General features: G+C 61.6%; 19 protein-coding genes. 10 read left to right on the top strand and 9 right to left on the bottom strand.

The annotated features are described in order from the left end of the window. The 5 genes from livM to AC07N4_RS19490 all read left to right on the top strand — a co-directional run bounded on the left by livM (position 1) and on the right by AC07N4_RS19490 (position 5,442). Complete coding sequence (gene livM, locus AC07N4_RS19510) at positions 1 to 1,302, top strand: high-affinity branched-chain amino acid ABC transporter permease LivM (protein WP_096819798.1); 1,302 nt, start codon at positions 1 to 3, stop codon at positions 1,300 to 1,302. Beyond that, complete coding sequence (locus tag AC07N4_RS19505; protein ID WP_096819797.1) at positions 1,299 to 2,171, top strand: ATP-binding cassette domain-containing protein; 873 nt, start codon at positions 1,299 to 1,301, stop codon at positions 2,169 to 2,171. The genes livM and AC07N4_RS19505 overlap by 4 nt, the downstream gene beginning before the upstream one ends. Next, on the top strand, positions 2,168 to 2,884 hold the full coding sequence (locus AC07N4_RS19500) for an ABC transporter ATP-binding protein (protein ID WP_096819796.1): 717 nt from the start codon (positions 2,168 to 2,170) through the stop codon (positions 2,882 to 2,884). Before AC07N4_RS19505 ends, AC07N4_RS19500 begins: the two co-directional genes overlap by 4 nt. 757 nt (positions 2,885 to 3,641) lie before the next feature. Next, positions 3,642 to 4,406 (top strand): SDR family oxidoreductase, encoded by a 765-nt coding sequence (locus tag AC07N4_RS19495; RefSeq protein ID WP_007950653.1) that lies wholly within the window; start codon positions 3,642 to 3,644, stop codon positions 4,404 to 4,406. A gap of 130 nt (positions 4,407 to 4,536) precedes the next feature. Further along, the gene (locus AC07N4_RS19490; protein ID WP_102620120.1) at positions 4,537 to 5,442 is read left to right on the top strand and encodes a cation diffusion facilitator family transporter; all 906 of its coding nucleotides are present in this window, start codon (positions 4,537 to 4,539) and stop codon (positions 5,440 to 5,442) included. Between the two features lie 39 nt (positions 5,443 to 5,481). On the opposite strand, the gene AC07N4_RS19485 is transcribed toward AC07N4_RS19490, so the two are convergent. The 7 genes from AC07N4_RS19485 to AC07N4_RS19455 all read right to left on the bottom strand — a co-directional run bounded on the left by AC07N4_RS19485 (position 5,482) and on the right by AC07N4_RS19455 (position 10,641). Further along, positions 5,482 to 6,615 carry an AGE family epimerase/isomerase gene (locus AC07N4_RS19485; RefSeq protein ID WP_493065804.1) on the bottom strand — a complete coding sequence of 378 codons (1,134 nt, stop codon included), beginning with the start codon at positions 6,613 to 6,615 and terminating at the stop codon, positions 5,482 to 5,484. A gap of 100 nt (positions 6,616 to 6,715) precedes the next feature. Next, positions 6,716 to 7,288 (bottom strand): HupE/UreJ family protein, encoded by a 573-nt coding sequence (locus AC07N4_RS19480; protein ID WP_493065803.1) that lies wholly within the window; start codon positions 7,286 to 7,288, stop codon positions 6,716 to 6,718. A gap of 27 nt (positions 7,289 to 7,315) precedes the next feature. Next, positions 7,316 to 7,930 carry an urease accessory protein UreG gene (gene ureG / locus AC07N4_RS19475; protein WP_007950645.1) on the bottom strand — a complete coding sequence of 205 codons (615 nt, stop codon included), beginning with the start codon at positions 7,928 to 7,930 and terminating at the stop codon, positions 7,316 to 7,318. Between the two features lie 22 nt (positions 7,931 to 7,952). Further along, on the bottom strand, positions 7,953 to 8,627 hold the full coding sequence (locus tag AC07N4_RS19470; protein ID WP_493065802.1) for an urease accessory protein UreF: 675 nt from the start codon (positions 8,625 to 8,627) through the stop codon (positions 7,953 to 7,955). Further along, entirely contained in the window at positions 8,624 to 9,124 is a 501-nt protein-coding gene (gene ureE / locus AC07N4_RS19465) for an urease accessory protein UreE (RefSeq protein WP_096819791.1), read from the bottom strand. Before ureE ends, AC07N4_RS19470 begins: the two co-directional genes overlap by 4 nt. 203 nt (positions 9,125 to 9,327) lie before the next feature. Next, complete coding sequence (locus AC07N4_RS19460) at positions 9,328 to 9,960, bottom strand: TetR family transcriptional regulator (protein ID WP_096819790.1); 633 nt, start codon at positions 9,958 to 9,960, stop codon at positions 9,328 to 9,330. 174 nt (positions 9,961 to 10,134) lie between these two features. Then, positions 10,135 to 10,641, bottom strand: coding sequence for a hypothetical protein (locus AC07N4_RS19455; protein WP_457383106.1), 507 nt, complete (start codon positions 10,639 to 10,641; stop codon positions 10,135 to 10,137). A 376-nt stretch (positions 10,642 to 11,017) separates the two neighbouring features. Between AC07N4_RS19455 and AC07N4_RS19450 the strand changes: the two genes are divergently transcribed. After that, a complete protein-coding gene (locus tag AC07N4_RS19450) occupies positions 11,018 to 13,093 on the top strand; it encodes an AsmA family protein (RefSeq protein ID WP_493065801.1) in 2,076 nt (691 codons plus the stop codon). Between the two features lie 30 nt (positions 13,094 to 13,123). Here AC07N4_RS19450 and AC07N4_RS19445 read toward each other — a convergent pair whose 3' ends face one another. Beyond that, positions 13,124 to 14,029 (bottom strand): LysR substrate-binding domain-containing protein, encoded by a 906-nt coding sequence (locus AC07N4_RS19445; protein ID WP_493065800.1) that lies wholly within the window; start codon positions 14,027 to 14,029, stop codon positions 13,124 to 13,126. Positions 14,030 to 14,148: 119 nt separating this feature from the next. Here AC07N4_RS19445 and AC07N4_RS19440 point away from each other — a divergent pair, with 119 nt between their 5' ends. The 3 genes from AC07N4_RS19440 to AC07N4_RS19430 all read left to right on the top strand — a co-directional run bounded on the left by AC07N4_RS19440 (position 14,149) and on the right by AC07N4_RS19430 (position 16,075). After that, positions 14,149 to 14,787 carry an FMN-dependent NADH-azoreductase gene (locus AC07N4_RS19440; protein WP_493065799.1) on the top strand — a complete coding sequence of 213 codons (639 nt, stop codon included), beginning with the start codon at positions 14,149 to 14,151 and terminating at the stop codon, positions 14,785 to 14,787. Then, entirely contained in the window at positions 14,788 to 15,093 is a 306-nt protein-coding gene (locus AC07N4_RS19435; protein ID WP_096819785.1) for a DMT family transporter, read from the top strand. A gap of 91 nt (positions 15,094 to 15,184) precedes the next feature. Beyond that, the gene (locus AC07N4_RS19430; RefSeq protein ID WP_493065798.1) at positions 15,185 to 16,075 is read left to right on the top strand and encodes an alpha/beta fold hydrolase; all 891 of its coding nucleotides are present in this window, start codon (positions 15,185 to 15,187) and stop codon (positions 16,073 to 16,075) included. Here the strand turns inward: AC07N4_RS19430 and AC07N4_RS19425 are convergent. Further along, on the bottom strand, positions 16,072 to 16,965 hold the full coding sequence (locus AC07N4_RS19425) for a DMT family transporter (protein WP_096819783.1): 894 nt from the start codon (positions 16,963 to 16,965) through the stop codon (positions 16,072 to 16,074). The genes AC07N4_RS19430 and AC07N4_RS19425 overlap by 4 nt on opposite strands. Positions 16,966 to 17,063: 98 nt before the next feature. On the opposite strand from AC07N4_RS19425, the gene AC07N4_RS19420 reads away from it, so the two are divergent. Next, positions 17,064 to 17,858 carry an AraC family transcriptional regulator gene (locus tag AC07N4_RS19420; protein WP_102620224.1) on the top strand — a complete coding sequence of 265 codons (795 nt, stop codon included), beginning with the start codon at positions 17,064 to 17,066 and terminating at the stop codon, positions 17,856 to 17,858. The last annotated feature ends 14 nt before the right edge of the window (positions 17,859 to 17,872 follow it).

The following is a 17,872-nucleotide window of genomic DNA, read 5'->3' as shown; positions in this document are numbered from 1 at the left end:
ATGTCTTCAACCACTACAAAATCCATTGATGTCAAAAAAAGCCTGGTTGAGGCGATTCTCGCCGGTCTGATTGCCCTGATCGTGTTCGGGCCGATTGTCGGCGTGGTACTCGACGGCTACAGCTTCAACCTCGAACCGACCCGCGTGGCGTGGATCATTGCCATCGTCATGGCCGGCCGGTTTGCCTTGAGCCTGTTCCTGCAAACCCCCAAGGGCCTGAAAATCCTCGAAGGATTCGAGAGCACCGGTTCCGGCGTGCATGTGCTGCCCGCCGATCACAAATCCAGGCTGCGCTGGATCATCCCGCTGCTGATCGTACTGGCCGTGGCCGTGCCGTTTGTTTCCAACTCCTACCTGCTGGGCGTGGTCATCCTCGGGTTGATCTACGTGTTGCTGGGGTTGGGACTGAACATCGTGGTCGGTCTGGCCGGCCTGCTCGACCTCGGTTACGTGGCGTTCTACGCCATCGGCGCTTACGGTCTGGCGCTCGGTTATCAGTACCTCGGCCTGGGTTTCTGGACGGTGCTGCCGCTGGCGGCAATCACTGCCGGGCTGGCCGGTTGCATCCTCGGTTTCCCGGTGTTGCGCCTGCACGGCGACTACCTGGCGATCGTGACCCTCGGTTTCGGTGAAATCATCCGTCTGATCCTCAACAACTGGCTGTCCCTGACGGGCGGCCCGAACGGCATGCCGGCACCACTGCCGACCTTCTTCGGCCTGGAGTTCGGCAAGCGGGCGAAGGATGGCGGGGTGCCGTTCCACGAGTTCTTCGGCATCGCCTACAACCCGGACGTGAAGTATTACTTCATCTATGCGGTGTTGTTCCTGGTGGTGCTGGCCGTGCTGTACATCAAGCATCGTCTGGTGAAGATGCCGGTCGGTCGCGCCTGGGAAGCCCTGCGTGAAGACGAGATCGCCTGCCGCTCGATGGGCCTCAACCACGTGCTGGTCAAACTCTCGGCGTTCACCATCGGAGCGTCCACCGCCGGTCTGGCGGGTGTGTTCTTCGCTACCTACCAAGGCTTCGTCAACCCGACCTCGTTCACCTTCTTCGAATCGGCGCTGATCCTCGCCATCGTCGTGCTCGGCGGCATGGGTTCGACCATCGGTGTGGTGATCGCAGCGTTCGTGCTGACGGTTGCTCCGGAACTGCTGCGCGGCTTCGCCGAATATCGTGTGCTGCTGTTCGGGATCCTGATGGTGTTGATGATGATCTGGCGACCTCGCGGGCTGATCCGCATCAGCCGTACCGGGGTCACTCCACGCAAAGGTGCCATTCACTATGAGAGGACTGCGCCATGAGTGAAGTCGTACTCTCTGTTGAAAAACTGATGATGCACTTCGGTGGCATCAAGGCCTTGAGCGACGTCAGCCTGAAGGTCAAACGCAACTCGATCTTCGCCCTGATCGGCCCCAACGGTGCCGGCAAGACCACGGTGTTCAACTGCCTGACCGGGTTCTATAAAGCCTCCGGCGGCAAGATCGAACTCAACGTGCGCGGCCAGCAGACCAACGTCATCAAGTTGCTGGGCGAGTCGTTCAAGCCGACCGACTTCGTCTCGCCGAAAAACTTCGCCAGTCGCCTGTATTACAAGATGTTCGGCGGCACCCACCTGGTGAACCGCGCGGGTCTGGCCCGGACGTTCCAGAACATTCGCCTGTTCAAGGAAATGTCGGTGCTGGAAAACCTGCTGGTGGCCCAGCACATGTGGGTCAACCGCAACATGCTGGCCGGCATCCTCAACACCAAGGGCTATCGCAAGGCCGAAAGCGATGCGCTGGACTGCGCGTTCTACTGGCTGGAAGTGGTGGATCTGGTGGACTGCGCCAACCGTCTGGCCGGTGAACTGTCCTACGGCCAGCAACGCCGTCTGGAGATTGCCCGGGCCATGTGCACTCGGCCGCAGATCATCTGCCTCGACGAACCGGCCGCCGGCCTCAACCCTCAGGAAACCGAAGCGCTGAGCGCGATGATCCGGCTGCTGCGCGACGAGCACGATCTGACCGTGGTGCTGATCGAACACGACATGGGCATGGTAATGAGCATTTCCGATCACATCGTGGTGCTGGACCACGGCATCGTCATCGCCGAGGGCGGTCCGGAGGCTATCCGCCACGATCCGAAGGTGATTGCGGCTTACCTGGGCGCCGACGAAGAGGAAGTCGTATGACGCAACCCATCCTCGAACTCAAGGATCTGGACGTGTTCTACGGCCCGATCCAGGCCCTCAAAGGCGTCTCGCTGCAGATCAACGAAGGGGAAACCGTCAGCCTGATCGGCTCCAACGGCGCGGGCAAGTCGACACTGTTGATGTCGATCTTCGGCCAGCCACGGGCGGCAGGCGGACAGATCGTTTATCAAGGCGTGGACATCACCCACAAGTCATCGCACTACATCGCCTCCAACGGCATCGCGCAGTCGCCGGAAGGGCGGCGGGTGTTCCCCGACATGACCGTCGAGGAAAACCTGCTGATGGGCACCATCCCGATTGGCGACAAGTACGCCAAGGAAGACATGCAGCGCATGTTCGAGCTGTTCCCGCGGCTTGAAGAGCGTCGCACTCAGCGCGCAATGACCATGTCCGGCGGCGAACAGCAGATGCTCGCCATCGCCCGGGCGCTGATGAGCCGTCCCAAGCTGTTGCTGCTGGATGAGCCGAGCCTGGGGCTGGCGCCGATCGTGGTGAAACAGATCTTCGCCACCCTGCGGGAACTGGCGAAAACCGGCATGACCATTTTCCTTGTCGAGCAGAACGCCAACCATGCGTTGAAACTGTCCGACCGGGCGTACGTGATGGTCAACGGCGAGATCCGCCTGACGGGCACCGGCAAGGAACTGCTGGTGAATGAGGAGGTGCGTAACGCCTATCTCGGCGGGCACTGAGTTTTCAGGTTTTCCACAGCGATACAGAGCCCCGAGACGCCAGTCCCGGGGCTTTTTTGTATCCAGAATCCATCACGATCCACGCCATTCCCGAAATTGTGGAAAACAAAATCCCCAACCTGCCAAAGCGCGACATATAGACGCTGCAAATCGCTGTTTTTCCACAGTTTTGACTTGTCCCCGTTTGCTGTGGAGCCGGCTGTGAATAACGTGGGAGTAGCTGGCTGAGAGCCTTTAAAACCGTGGCTTGCAGGCCTGTGATTGTTTTTTGATCAGGCCTTTTCCCAGTTGCTGGGGGTTCGTTTGTCAACCTTTTTATGGCCATGGCAAAACAGGCGAATGCATGTGCGCAAGCCTGTGGATAAGTCTGTGATTAAACTCTGGAAAGACTGCGCTAAGGGCCGTGATTACTGGCCCTGCGCAATCACGGCGGTGACCGGTCGGTCGTGCAAAATGCCTTGCCCGGCACAATCGGCGGATCAGGGTCAAGCGAAAAACTTTGCTTTTGCGGCGCAAAGCCTTGTGTGGCGTGGCTTTGCGCATTTCCACTTGCCCCCGGAAACTGTGGAAGGGCTTGTGGATAACGTGCGTGCATGTGGCTACAGGCCACGCCACTCAAGGCGTTGCGAGCATTGATCAAATAATGAGCAGAAATGCACGCCAGTCGGTGGTTGCTCGTGAATGCGGGGCCGGGCATGCTGCCTGCTGATTTTCTATTCCAATGGCTGCCCCGGGTGGCCGAAGCAAGGAGAACACGATGTCCAACACCCTGTTTATCACCGGCGCGACGTCCGGTTTTGGTGAAGCCTGTGCCCGTCGTTTTGCCGAGGCCGGCTGGAAACTGGTGCTGACCGGTCGTCGTGAAGAACGCCTCAACGCGCTGTGTGCCGAGCTGTCGAAGCAGACCGAAGTGCATGGCCTGGTGCTGGACGTGCGTGATCGCAAGGCGATGGAGGAGGCGATTGCCAACCTGCCGCCGTCCTTCGCCAAGCTGCGCGGCCTGATCAACAACGCAGGTCTCGCGCTGGGCGTGGACCCTGCACCGAAGTGCGACCTCGACGATTGGGACACCATGGTCGACACCAACGTCAAAGGCCTGATGTACAGCACTCGCCTGTTGCTGCCACGCCTGATCGCCCACGGTCGCGGCGCCGGTATCGTCAACCTCGGTTCCATCGCCGGTAACTACCCGTACCCGGGCAGCCACGTTTACGGTGCGACCAAGGCGTTCGTTAAGCAGTTCTCGCTGAACCTGCGTTGTGACCTGCAGGGCACCGGCGTGCGTGTCAGCAACATCGAACCGGGGCTGTGCGAGAGCGAGTTCTCGCTGGTGCGCTTCGCGGGCGATCAGGCGCGTTACGACGCTACCTACGCCGGTGCCGAGCCGATCCAGCCACAGGACATCGCCGAGACGATTTTCTGGGTTCTGAACGCACCGGCGCACATCAATATCAACAGCCTGGAACTGATGCCGGTGAGCCAGACCTGGGCGGGTTTTGCCATCGAGCGTAACAAGGCTTGATACGGTTTTGCCCTCTTCGCCAGCGGGCTGGCGAAGAGGGCAAATCGGCCAGAATCTGGCAGTAAGGTAGACTCATCCCTCAACAACCCCGCCGCACCCTGCGGTTTTCAAGGTTTTTCGAGGAGTTCAAGTGAGTAACCGAGGTGAGCAGTCGCTGCTCAAACAATCGACCATCCTGATGTTCGCCGTGGCGATCGCCGGGATCGTCACCGGTTTTGTTTCGGGTTCCCAGTCCATCCTGTTCGATGGCTTTTTTTCGTTGATTGCAACGTTCATCAAAGTCCTGATGTTGATCACGGCGAAGCTCATCGCCAAGCAAAGCAACCAGCGCTTCCAGTTCGGCTTTTGGCATCTGGAGCCGATGGTGCTGCTGATCGAGGGCAGTTTCCTGCTGCTGATCGCGATCTATGCGTTTCTCAACGGCGTGTTCGGCATCATCAACGGCGGTCGTGAAATCGAGCTGGGTCTGGTGATCATCTACGCGGCGGTGTTTACCGTTGTCGAGTTCGCCTACTTCTTCTACGTGCGCCACCGTAATCGCAAGCTCAAGTCGAGCCTGATCCAGTTCGACAACATCAGTTGGCTGGTGGACGCGATGCTGTCCGTGGGCCTGTTGATCAGTTTCCTCGCGGCGCTGCTGCTCAAGTCCCAGGGCTATGGCGAATGGGCGAAATTTGTCGACCCGCTGATTCTCATCGTGCTGGCCCTGACCATGCTGCCGCCGGCCTTCAAGATCCTTGGCCCGGCGCTGCGTGACGTGCTCGGTATTGCGCCGGACACGCTGGACGACCAAGTCCGTCAGGTAATGGACGCGGCCAAGGTCGAACATGGTTTTGATGACTACGTGTCTTACGTGCAGAAGCACGGACGGGCGCGGTTCATCGAGATTCATGTGGTGTTGCCGGCGGATTACCGGCTGCAGAGCGTCGGCCAGTTGGATGTGCTGCGTGAGGCGATTTCCGCGAAGCTGGGCAAACCGGATGCGGCGCGCTGGCTGACCATCAGCTTCACTGGCGACAGGAAGTGGATTGCCTGATGTTGTGTGGCGAGGGAGTTTGCCCCCTCGCCACTGTTGTCAGGTCAGATAGTCGGCGAGGCCGCGATAGCAGGTCGCCAGGTGATACGGCGTGGTCGACGGCATGTCCTTGCGGCTGACCTCGCCCTGTTCGTCGCGGCACTCGTTCCAGCCACCGGCATGCAGGAAGCGCTGCTGCAACGCCTGCAACTGGCGCAGCACGGCGGCTTCGCTGTCCGGACGCAGTGTCAGCGCGCGCAGGTATTCGGCCTGGGCCCAGATGCGCTGGGTCGAATCTTTCGGGCGTCCGTCCCTATTCAGATCGAGCATGGCCCGCACGGCACCGGACGGCTGCACCACACCGAACTGCTCGGTGAACGCAAAGGCCCGGTCCAGGGCGGCATGCAGTTTCGAACCGCACAGCAGGGGCGAGGACTCCAGCAGGAAATACCACTCGAACTGATGGCCCGGCTCATACCAGTTATCCACAGCCCCCAGCGGTTTTTCCATCAGCACGCCATGTTGCGGATCGACGAAACGCTTGTGCATGGCTGTGCATAACTCGCTCAGCGCTTGCTTGACCTGTGCATCTTCGCGCACGGCCAGCGTGGCCAGGAAGGCTTCGGCCAGGTGCATCAATGGGTTTTGCAGCGGGCCGGTTTCCAGGGTAATCCAGTCACGGTCGAGGCAGGCTTCATAGAGGCCGTCACCGGTGGCGAAACGTCGGCCGATGACTTCCAGCGCAGCGTTCAGGGTCGATTCGACCAAGGGCTCGCGGGACTTTTCCCAGTAATGCGCGCAAGCGAACAGGATGAAGGCGTGGGTGTAGAGGTCCTTGCGCTGATCCAGCGGTTTGCCCTGCGGATCGATGCTGTAGAACCAGCCGCCGTGCTCGGCATCGTGGAAGTGCCGTTGCAGGGATCGGAACAGTGCGGCCGCCCGAGCTTCGGCGTTATCCACAACCCCGATCAGGCTGGAAAACAGATACAGCTGCCGTGCGCAGGCCATGGCCCGATAGCGCTGCGGTGGCAGCGGCTGATGCGCGGCGTCCAGCGCCTCGTAAGGCAACGCCATGTCGGCGTTCCAGCCCGGTCCTTGCCAAAGGGGCACGATCACGTCCAGAAAGTGCTGTTGCACTTCACCGAACAGGGTGGTCAATTCTGGCAGGGAGGTGGAGCGGGAAGCGTGGGGCATGGGCGGACGTCGTCACGGCAGGGGCGATTGCGCGACATGGTAGCAGAGAGTGGCGATCGATCGTTCCCGCGCCATGCGCGGGAGCGATCAGAGGTGCCATTCAGCCGGCCAGCAACCACGCGCCCGTCACGGCCGAAGCTGCTCCGGCCAGTCGAACCAGCGGCGCGGCCGCCTGAGGCAGAAAACGCACGACCGCATAACCCACTGCGTGCAGTGCAGCCGTCGCGACCACGAAACCGGCGGCATACGCCCACGGGCTCGACATATCCGGCAACTCCAGACCGTGGGCCACGCCATGGAACAGCGCAAACAGCGCCGTTGCCGCCACCGCCATCACCAATGGCGGACGCACCGCCAGCGCCACCGCCAGGCCCAGCGCCAGCACCGACGCGGCAATCCCGCTTTCCAGCGCCGGCAACTCCAGCCCTTCAAACCCGAGCAGGCCGCCGATCAGCATGGTGCCAACGAAAGTGCACGGCAGCGCCCAGCGTGCCGCGCCTTGCTGCTGCGCCGCCCACAGACCGACGGCCACCATCGCCAGCAAATGGTCGAGGCCGCCGATCGGGTGACTGATGCCGGCCACCAGGCCAGAGTCGCCGTGGCCGGGGTGGGCGAAGGCCAGTGCCGGGGTCAGCAGTAGCGCGACGGCGCCGAGAATGCGTTTGAGTGTCATGGATAAGCTTCCTTGTTGATCAGTGAATCAGGCTGCGGTCAGCAGGCCCTGGCGTTCGATGAAGGCGATGATGTCTTCCAGGCCCTGACCGGTTTTCTGGTTGCTGAACACGAACGGCTTGCCGTTGCGCATGCGTTGGGTGTCGCTGTTCATCATCTCCAGCGAGGCGCCGACCAGCGGCGCGAGGTCGATCTTGTTGATCACCAGCAGGTCGGATTTGCAAATGCCGGGCCCGCCCTTGCGCGGCAGCTTGTCGCCGGCCGACACGTCGATCACGTAGATGGTCAGGTCGGACAGTTCCGGGCTGAAGGTCGCGGAAAGATTGTCGCCACCGGACTCCACCAGAATCAGGTCCAGCCCCGGAAAACGCCGGTTCAGTTGATCCACCGCCTCAAGGTTGATCGAGGCGTCTTCACGAATGGCGGTGTGCGGGCAGCCACCGGTTTCCACGCCGATGATGCGTTCCGGTGCCAGCGCTTCGTTGCGCACCAGAAAGTCGGCGTCTTCGCGGGTGTAGATGTCGTTGGTGACCACCGCCAGGTTGTAGCGTTCGCGCAGCGCCAGGCACAGGGCCAGGGTCAACGCGGTTTTGCCGGAACCGACCGGGCCGCCAATGCCGACGCGAAGGGGTTGTGTGTTCATGTGATTCTCCAGATAAAAGGCCCTAGGAACGGAACAGGCGGCTGTACTGGCGCTCATGGGCCATGCACGCCAGGGACAGACCGAACGCGGCGCTGCCGAGGTGTTCGGGATTGATTCGGGTGGCGTCCTGCTGCGCCTGTTGCAGCAGCGGCAGCAGTTCGCTGGTCAGGCGCTGGGCGGCTTGCTGGCCCAGCGGCAGGGTTTTCATCAGTACCGCGAGCTGGTTTTCCAGCCAGCTCCACAGCCACGCGGCGAGGGCGTCCTGCGGGCTGATCTGCCAGGCGCGGGCCGCCAGCGCCCAGCACAAGGCAAGGTGCGGTTCGGCGCAGTGTTCGAGAAAGTCCCGCGCTGCCTGATCGAGTTCGGGCAAGCCGTTGAGTAATTGCTGCAACGAGTAGCCCATTTGCCGGCTCTCCAGATGCAGTTCGCGGGTTTCGCGGCTGGCGCGGTGGCTTTCGCAGATACGCAGCAGCTCATCCCAGTTTTCGTCCGCTGCGCTCTGGCAATGGGCGAGCAGCATGGGTGCTTCGAACCGCGCGAGATTGAGCAGCAATTGATCGCTGATCCAGCGGCGGGCGCTGTCCGGGCTGTCGACGCGGCCGTTATCCACCGCCATCTCCAGGCCTTGGGAATAGCTGTAACCGCCAATCGGCAACTGCGGACTGGCCAGGCGCAGCAGCGCCCAGGCCGGGTTCACAAACGGACGCCGAACTGGTGGAGTTTCGGCGCGTAGTTGAAGTCCTCGTCACCGTGCCGCGAGTGGTGATGGCCGCCACCGTAGGCGCCGTGTTCCGGCTGGAACGGGGCTTCGATGGATTCGACCTGCGCGCCCAGTTGTTCAAGCATCGCCTTGAGTACGTAATCGTCGAGCAGACGCAACCAGCCGTCACCGACTTGCAGCGCGACGTGGCGATTGCCCAGGTGATAGGCCGCGCGGGTCAGTTCAAAGGCGTTGGCGCAGGTGACGTGCAGCAGTTGTTCGGGGCGGGCGCAGACCCGGACGATCCGGCCATCTTCGGCTTGCAGGCATTCGCCGTCATGCAGTGGCGGCTGGCCGCGCTCCAGAAACAATCCGACGTCTTCGCCTTCGGCACTGAAACAGCGCAGGCGGCTTTTGCTCCGGGCTTCGAAAGTCAGGTGCAACTCGGCGGCCCAGACGGGTTGAGGGTCGATTCTGCGATGAATCACCAGCATCGGAAAGCTTCCTGCTATGGACAATGCTCAGGCTAGAGCAAGGGGCTTGCCAATCGGACGAGACGTAGGAAAACCCTGTCGGAGCCTAGCGGATGTTTCAAGATGTTGCAGGATTGTGAGGTGTTTTGGTGCATGAAGGTTTTTACATGCACCAATTTACGGCGCAAAAAAAATCGCAGCTCCAGGCTGCGATTTTGGTCTGCTTACTCGGTACTCCCGAGCCCTTGCCAGTGCTTGAGCCCGATAAAGATGAAGCGCAACTGCTGGGTGATCTTCGCCTGTGGCGTCAGATGCTCGGGCAGGGCTTCGGCCGGTGGATCGATGATGTCCGGCAGGGTGGCGAACACCGATTTGACGATCAGGTCGGCCATCACGCTCAGGCCCTCACGATTGAGATGCTGCAGCTTGGGCATCAAGGCCAGATCCGCCGCCAGGTCGGAACTGATGTTCTCGCGCAGGCGACCAATCGCCTGACGCACCGGCAGCGATCCGCCGTACTGCTCACGGGCCAGAAACAGGAACTGCGAGCGGTTGGCGCTGACCACGTCGAGGAAGATCCGCACCGACGCATCGATGATCCCGCCCATGACGAATTCGTTGTGGCGCACCAGGCGGATGGTTTCGCGGAAGGTCTGGCCAACTTCGCTGACCAGTACCAGGCCGAGTTCGTCCATGTCGGCGAAATGCCGGTAGAAACCGGTGGGCACGATGCCAGCGGTTTTCGTCACTTCACGCAGGCTCAGGCTGCCGAATCCTCGGCCGCTTTCCATCAAGTGGCGGGCAGCGTCCATCAGGGCGTTGCGGGTCTGTTGTTTCTGTTCGGCGCGGGGCAGCATCGCAAGGGTGTGTTCTTAGGCAAGACAAGCGCCGCACTCTAGCAAATCGGCTTTGTCGGCGTCGAACGGCAGCGGGGGAGATGGAAGCGGGAAATCGCGACTTCTTTATACAGGCTGCTGAAAAGTCAAAAGCCCAATCCGGGGATTGGGCTTTTTTTCCAGGCCGCCACGGGCTTAGCTCAAAGCGCTGTTGCGTTCGATCACGCGGTCACCACCACCTTCGGCCAGGGTTTGACCTTGTGGGGTTTTGTCGTAGCCATCTGCAGCCAGGGTTTGGCCTTGTGGGGTCTTGTCGTAGCCGTCAGCAGCGAGGGTCTGGCCTTGTGGAGTGCGATCGGAACCATCGGCTGCAAGGGTTTGACCTTGTGGAGTGCGATCCGAGCCGTCTTGAACCAGACCTTTTTCTTCCAGACGATCACGGCCGCCTTCAGCTACGGTTTGACCTTGTGGGGTCTTGTCATAGCCATCTTGAACCAGACCTTTTTCTTCCAGGCGGTTACGACCGTTTTCAGCCAGAGTCTGGCCTTGTGGAGTGCGGTCAGAACCGTCAGCGGCAACAGTCTGGCTGAACACCGAGTGGCTGGATTTCACTTGCGGGGTAGCCTGGTCGGCGGCTGGCAGAGCGAAAGCGGTGCTGGCCAGCATCGAGAGGGTAAGACTGAACAGAAGTTGGCGTTTCATGATGGGTTGCTCCTTGGGAGGGCGATAAAGTGGGTACGAAGCTAATGCTACTCTCGATAAGTCGATATAAAAGTTCATAAACACAATGGTAATAATCAACAGAATTGATTGTTCGCTTGGGAGGCTCTAGCTCGGGCGTTTCAGGCGAGCGGTTTTGCACCGCAGTGGGTATTTTCCACCCACTTGCGCCTCGCAAAAGTGCGGGGCCGGTAACGCCGACTCGACCGATCGGTCAGAATGGCGACCGTTTTTTGGCCCTGATGGGGCTTTCGATTAAACCTGCGGGCTGTTTGTCAGTCGTAGACTTCATGAGGGCCCTATCAGGCCCGTCGTTTCAGCGGTGTCGATCCGCCGTCGTATTCAGGAGCTTTGTGCAATGACGCGCACGCGTAAAATCTTCGCCTGGACCTTCGCCACCCTCGTGTTGTTGCTGGCGGTGCTGGTCCTGATCATCGTGTTCTTCGACTGGAACCGGATCAAACCGCCCCTCAACGCCAAAGTCTCGGAAGAATTGCACCGACCGTTCGCCATCAACGGCAACCTCGCCGTGGTCTGGCAGCGTGAGCCGGACGAGGGCGGCTGGCGCGCCTGGGTGCCGTGGCCGCATGTGGTGGCCGAAGACCTGACCCTGGGCAACCCGGATTGGTCGAAGCAGCCGCAGATGGTCACCCTCAAACGGGTTGAACTGCGCATTTCGCCGCTGGCGCTGCTGGCACAACGGGTGACGATCCCGCGTATCGACCTGACTGAACCCAACGCCCAATTGCAGCGCCTGGCCGATGGCCGCGCCAACTGGACGTTCAAATTCGATCCCAAGGACCCGAATGCCGAGCCCTCGAGCTGGGTGGTGGACATCGGCGCCATCGGTTTCGACAAGGGCCATGTCACTCTGGACGACCAGACCCTCAAGACCAACCTCGACCTGTTGATCGATCCGCTGGGCAAACCGATTCCCTTCAGCGAAATCGTCGGCGACAAAGCGGCGAAAACCGCGCTGGAAAAAGGCGGTGCACCGCAGGATTACGCTTTCGCACTGAAAGTCACCGGCCAGTACCACGGTCAGAAACTCGCCGGCCAGGGCAAGATCGGCGGCCTGCTGGCCTTGCAGGACGCGGCCAAACCGTTCCCGCTGCAGGCCCAGGCGAAGATCGGCGACACCAGCATCGAACTCGCCGGCACGCTGACCGATCCACTGAACCTGGGCGCCCTCGATCTGCGCCTGAAACTGGCGGGCGCCAGCCTGGGCAATCTCTATCCGCTGACCGGCGTCACCCTCCCGGATACACCGCCATACGCCACCGACGGTCATTTGATCGCCAAACTGCATGAGCCGGACGGCGCGCAGTTCCGCTATGAACAGTTCAACGGCAAGATCGGCGGCAGCGACATTCACGGCGATCTCGCCTACGTCGCCAGTCAGCCACGGCCCAAGCTGAGTGGCGCGCTGCTGTCCAATCAACTGCTGTTCGCCGACCTCGCACCGTTGATCGGTGCCGACTCCAATGACAAGCAAAAGGCCCGCGGCGGTGAAAGCAAACAACCGACGGACAAAGTGCTGCCGGTGGAAGAGTTCAAGACCGAGCGCTGGCGCGATATGGATGCCGACGTCGAATTCACCGGCAAACGCATCGTCCACAGCGAGAAGTTGCCGTTCACCGACCTCTATACCCATCTCAAACTCAACGACGGCGAACTGAGCCTGGAGCCGCTGCGCTTCGGCGTGGCCGGCGGCAACCTTGATGCGCAGATCCGCCTCAACGGCCGCACTGAACCATTGGAAGGCCGGGCGAAACTGACCGCGCGCAAGTTCAAGCTCAAGCAACTGTTCCCGACCTTCGAACCGATGAAGACCAGTTTCGGTGAACTCAATGGTGACGCCGACATCAGCGGTCGCGGCAACTCGGTGGCCAAGCTGCTGGGCGGTGCGAACGGCAACCTGAAGATGCTGATCAATGACGGCGCGATCAGTCGTGAGCTGATGGAACTGGCGGGCCTCAACGTCGGCAACTACGTGGTCGGTAAAGTCTTTGGCGACAAGGAAGTGAAGATCAACTGCGCGGCGGCGGACTTCGACATCAAGACCGGGCTGGCGACCACGCGGCTGTTCGTGTTCGATACCGAGAACGCGATCATCTACATCGACGGCACGGCGAACATGGCCACCGAGCAACTGGACCTGACCGTGACCCCGGAATCCAAGGGCTGGCGCCTGATCTCCCTGCGCTCGCCGTTGTACGTGCGCGGCAAGTTCATCAAACCTGATGCCGGGGTGAAAGCGGTGCCGCTGATCCTGCGTGGGGCCGGCATGGTGGCGCTGGGCGTGATCGCCGCACCGGCGGCGGGGCTGCTGGCGCTGGTGGCGCCGAGCGGCGGCGAGCCGAATCAGTGCGCGCCGTTGCTGGAGCAGATGAAGGCAGGCAAGGCGCCGGTGACCGTCAAACCCACCCGATAAACCGCCAATGATCATAGCCTCGGGCCGAGGCTATGATCGCGGCGACAGTCCCGACAGCAGCGCCTCTTCGCGCAGCCAGGCAAAAAACGCTTTCACCGGTGGATGCCGCTCACGCCCCGGAACGCACAGGGCGCTGTAACCGGCGCCATCGACTTGCACCTCGCCCTTGTACGGCACCAGCAGACCGCTGGCGACGCTCTCCGACACCAGAATATTGCTCGCCAGCACCAGCCCTTGCCCGGCAATGGCAGCTTGCAGCGCGTAATGTTCTTCGTCGTATTCGCGGATCGCCGGGTGCTGTTTCAACCAGTTCTCGCCTGACTGCGCGCTCCATGCTTCCCAGCCATGGGCATACAACTTCGAGTTGTGCCAGCGCACGCTGATCAGCGCCGGGGTGCGACGGGCGGCCAGCGCCACCTGTTCCGGCGAGCCATACACGCCGAACGATTCATCGAACAGGCACAACCCGTAGAGGTTCGGGTAATCGTCGAGGCTGTAGCGCAGCACCAGGTCGACGCTGGCGTCCTGATGCAGGTCGATCACTTCGCAGTGCGTGTCCAGCCGCACATTGATGTGCGGGTGTTTTGCGTAAAACCGCCCCAGTCGCGGCACCAGCCACAGCGCGGCGAAGGCGGCGGTGGTCGACAGCGTCAGGCTGCTGCCGCTGCGTTGCGGGCGCAGGGTGTCGACGCTTTGCGCCACCTCCAGAAACGCCCCGTGCAGGCTGCGGAACAGCCGCTCGCCACCCTCGGTCAGTCGCACTTGACGCGGCAGGCGTTCGAACAGTGCCACGCCGAGCCAGTCCTCCAGCGAGCGGATCTGATGGGAAATCGCCGTCGGCGTCACCGCCAGTTCTTCGGCGGCAGCCTTGAAACTCAATAGCCGTGAGGCGGATTCGAACGCGCGCAGGGCGGTCAGCGGCAATGAAGCGAACATGAAAACTCCATGGATGAAATCAATTCAGCCAGACTGATTTTTGCTCATTTGAGGCGATGACTGAATGGCAGCAATCTGGCGCCACGCAGCCACTCAAGTCTAGTCCCAAGGAGATTCAGATGAGCAAGATTCTTGCGATCCATGCCAGCCCACGCGGTGAGCGCTCCCATTCACGGCGCCTGGCGGAAAGTTTTCTCAGCGCTTGGCAAGTCCGTCATCCGCAGGCTCAGGTCACCCGCCGTGAAGTCGGGCGTGCATTGATTCCGGCGGTGAATGAAGCGTTTGTCGCGGCGGCGTTTTACCCGGAGCCTGAAGCACGGCCGCTGTCGATGCAGGCCGATCTGGCCCTCAGCGATCAACTGGTGGGCGAGTTGTTCGAGCACGATCTGCTGCTGATTTCCACGCCGATGTACAACTTCAACGTGCCCAGCGGCCTCAAGGCCTGGGTCGACCAGATCGTACGCCTGGGCCTGACGTTCGATCACACCCTGGACAATGGCATCGCCCAGTACACGCCGCTGTTGCGCGGCAAGAAAGCGCTGATCGTCACCAGTCGCGGCGGTTTCGGTTTCGGCCCGGGTGGCGAGCTGGAGGCGCTGAATCACGCCGATCCATGGTTGCGCACGGCGCTGGGTTTCATCGGCATCAACGACGTCACGGTGGTCGCGGCCGAGGGCGAGGAATCCGCCGAACGCACCTTCGCGGTGTCGGTGGCTGAGGCCGAGCAGCGCTTGCTCGACCTGGCCCGGGCGTTCTAAGTGGCCTGGCTGTTTCTGCTGATTGCCGCCGGGTTCGAAGTCACCTTCGCCATGGGCATGAAGTACGCCGAGGGTTTCACCCGGCTGTGGCCGTCGCTGGTTACCGTGGTCGCGGCGGTAGGCGGGATTTATTTCCTGACCCTGGCAATGCGCGAGCTGCCGGTGAGCATCGCCTACCCGATCTGGACCGCCATCGGCTCGCTCGGCACGGTGTTTCTCGGTTTCGCGCTGCTGGGCGAGAGCCTGACGCTGGTGAAGTTGCTGTCGGTGGGGCTGATTGTGGCGGGGGTGGTGGGGCTGAAGTAGGCTGGTCGTGGAGTTGTCATCATCGAGGAGGATGCTTGGCGGGCGTTTTGCACGTCATGCATCCACCCACCGACCACAGGGATGTCTGCCCATGTCGCAGGATTCGGCCACACGTTATCCACTGGTGCTGGTGCCGGGAATGCTCGGGTTTATCCGGCTGGTGCTGTACCCGTACTGGTACGGGATCATCGCCGCGTTGCGCCGGGGTGGTGCGACGGTGATTGCGGTGCAGGTGTCGCCGCTCAATTCCACCGAAGTGCGTGGCGAGCAGTTGCTGGCGCGCATCGATGAAATCCTGCGCGAGACCGGCGCCGCGAAGGTCAATCTGTTTGGCCATAGCCAGGGCTCGCTGACGGCGCGTTACGCGGCGGCGAAGCGCCCGGATCTGGTGGCGTCGGTGACGTCGGTGGCCGGACCCAATCACGGTTCGGAACTGGCCGACTATCTGGCGAAACACTATCCGGCAGACAGTGCCCGGGGCCGCATTCTTGAGGCACTGCTGCGTTTTGTCGGCTGGTTGATGGCACTCATGGAAACCGGTTACCACGGGCCGAAACTGCCGGTGGATATCCACGCCTCGCACCATTCCCTGACCACCGAAGGTGTGGCGCTGTTCAACCAGCGTTATCCACAGGGCTTGCCGGAAACCTGGGGCGGGCAGGGGCCGGAAGAGGTCAACGGGGTGCGTTATTACTCGTGGTCCGGCACCTTGCAGCCGGGCAAGACCGACCGTGGCGGCAACCTGTTCGACGGTACCAATCGCAGTTGCCGGTTGTTTGCCAAGACCTTCGTGCGCGAGCCGGGACAGTGCGACGGCATGGTCGGACGCTACAGCTCGCACCTGGGCACGGTCATCGGTGATGACTACCCGATGGATCACTTCGACATCGTCAACCAGTCACTGGGACTGGTCGGCAAAGGCGCGGATCCGGTGCGGCTGTTTGTCGAGCACGCGGCGCGGTTGAAAGCCGCCGGGGTCTAGGCGGCGCTCGGGGTGCGGGAGCGGCCGAGGACGGTCGTCCAGCGCTCGGAAAGAATCACCCCGCCCAAGGTCAGCAAACCGCCTACCAGGTGATACATCGCCAGTTGTTCCTTCAACACCACCGCGGCAATCAGCGCGGTGATCAACGGCAACAGGTTGAAGAACAGCGTGGTCCGACTCGGCCCCAGACGCTGTACAGCCTGCATCCACGCCAGCGGCGCGAGCATCGAGGCCAGCAGGCACGCGTACAGCACCAGCGGAATGTTCTGCAGGGTCAGGCCGGTTTTCGGCGACACGGCGTACAGCGGAAACAGCACCACCACCGCCACCAGCACCTGCAAGTACAGCAACACCAGCGGCGGCAGGCGCAGCTGCCATTTTTTCAGCAGGGTGCTGTAGATCGCGTAGGCGAGGGTGGCGATCAGCATCATCGCGTCACCCAGGTTCACCCCGTGTTGCAGCAAAGCGCCGAGGCTGCCGGACGACACCACCACCAGCACACCGGCGAAGGACAGCACCGCACCGACCAGCGCACCAGCGGTCAGGCGCTGGCCAAGGCTGATGATCGCCATGGCCAGCGACATCAACGGCATCAGCGAGAGGATGATGCCCATGTTGGTGGCGGTGGTCATGGTCGCGGCGAAGTAGGCCAGGCTCTGGTAGACCGCCATGCCGAGCACGCCGAGGATAAAAATCTTGCCCAGGTTCGGGCGGATCTGCGGCCAGTGCGCGATTACCTTCCTGAGCATGAACGGGGTAAACAGCAAACCGGCCAGCAGCCAGCGGTAGAAGCCGATTTCGGCGGGGAAGATCGCACCGACGGCAAGCTTGTTGATCACGGTGTTGCCGGCCCAGATGAAAATCGCCAGCAGGGGAAACGCGTATTGCATGGGAAGAGAAACCAGTACGTTGATGAACGGTGATTATCCCCTGTCTGGATGCAGGCCTATACTGCGAACCGGACAACCTGCCTCTGATTCCGGACAGCATGAACAGTAAACACATCGATCTGCTGGATTTCAGCGAACTGCCGTCGGCGGTGTATTTCCGCTATGCCGACTTCAACGCCCACGAATACGCCGCGCCGCACCGCCATCCGTGGGGCACGCTGGAATACGCGGCCCACGGCGTGCTGCACATGGATGTCGACGGCAGCCGCTTCATGTCGCCACCGCAGTACGCGGTGTGGGTGCCACCGCAGGTCGAGCACAGTTTCTACAGTCATCAGCCGGTCAATTATCGGGCGGTGTGCCTGGCGCCCGAGGTGTGCGCGGATTTGCCGGCGCAGGCTTGCACCCTGGCGATCAGCGACATTCTCAAGGCAATCCTCAAGGACTTCGCCGCCCGGGATGTGAAGATCCCCGCGTTCGATGCCGACCAGCGCCTGGCCCAAGTGCTGGTGGATCAGTTGCGGCAGGCGCCGGTTCATCAGTGTTATCTGCCATACGCCAGCAGTCCCGGGTTACTGACCATCCTCGAAACCCTGCAGGCCGAGCCCGGCAACAATGAACCGCTGGCGCACTGGGCGGCGCAGGTGCATGTCAGCGAGCGCACCCTGGCCCGGCAATTCGTGCGGGAGTTGGGGATGAGTTTCGGCGAATGGCGCCAGCGGCTGCGCTATCTTGCGGCCATCGAGGCGCTGGAGAGTTCGCGCAGCGTGCAGGAAATCGCCTTCGATCTCGGCTACAGCAGCGGCTCGGCGTTCATCGCCATGTTTGCGCGGCAGGCCGGATGTACGCCGGAACAATACCGGCGTAGCCATCTGGAGACTAGGAAGGTGTAACAAGCTTTGACTAC

This window comes from Pseudomonas sp. GW821-FHT09E04 (assembly GCF_059416185.1).
The sequence above is the reverse complement of the archived record's forward strand: the minus strand, read 5'-3'. Positions and strand labels throughout refer to the sequence as shown.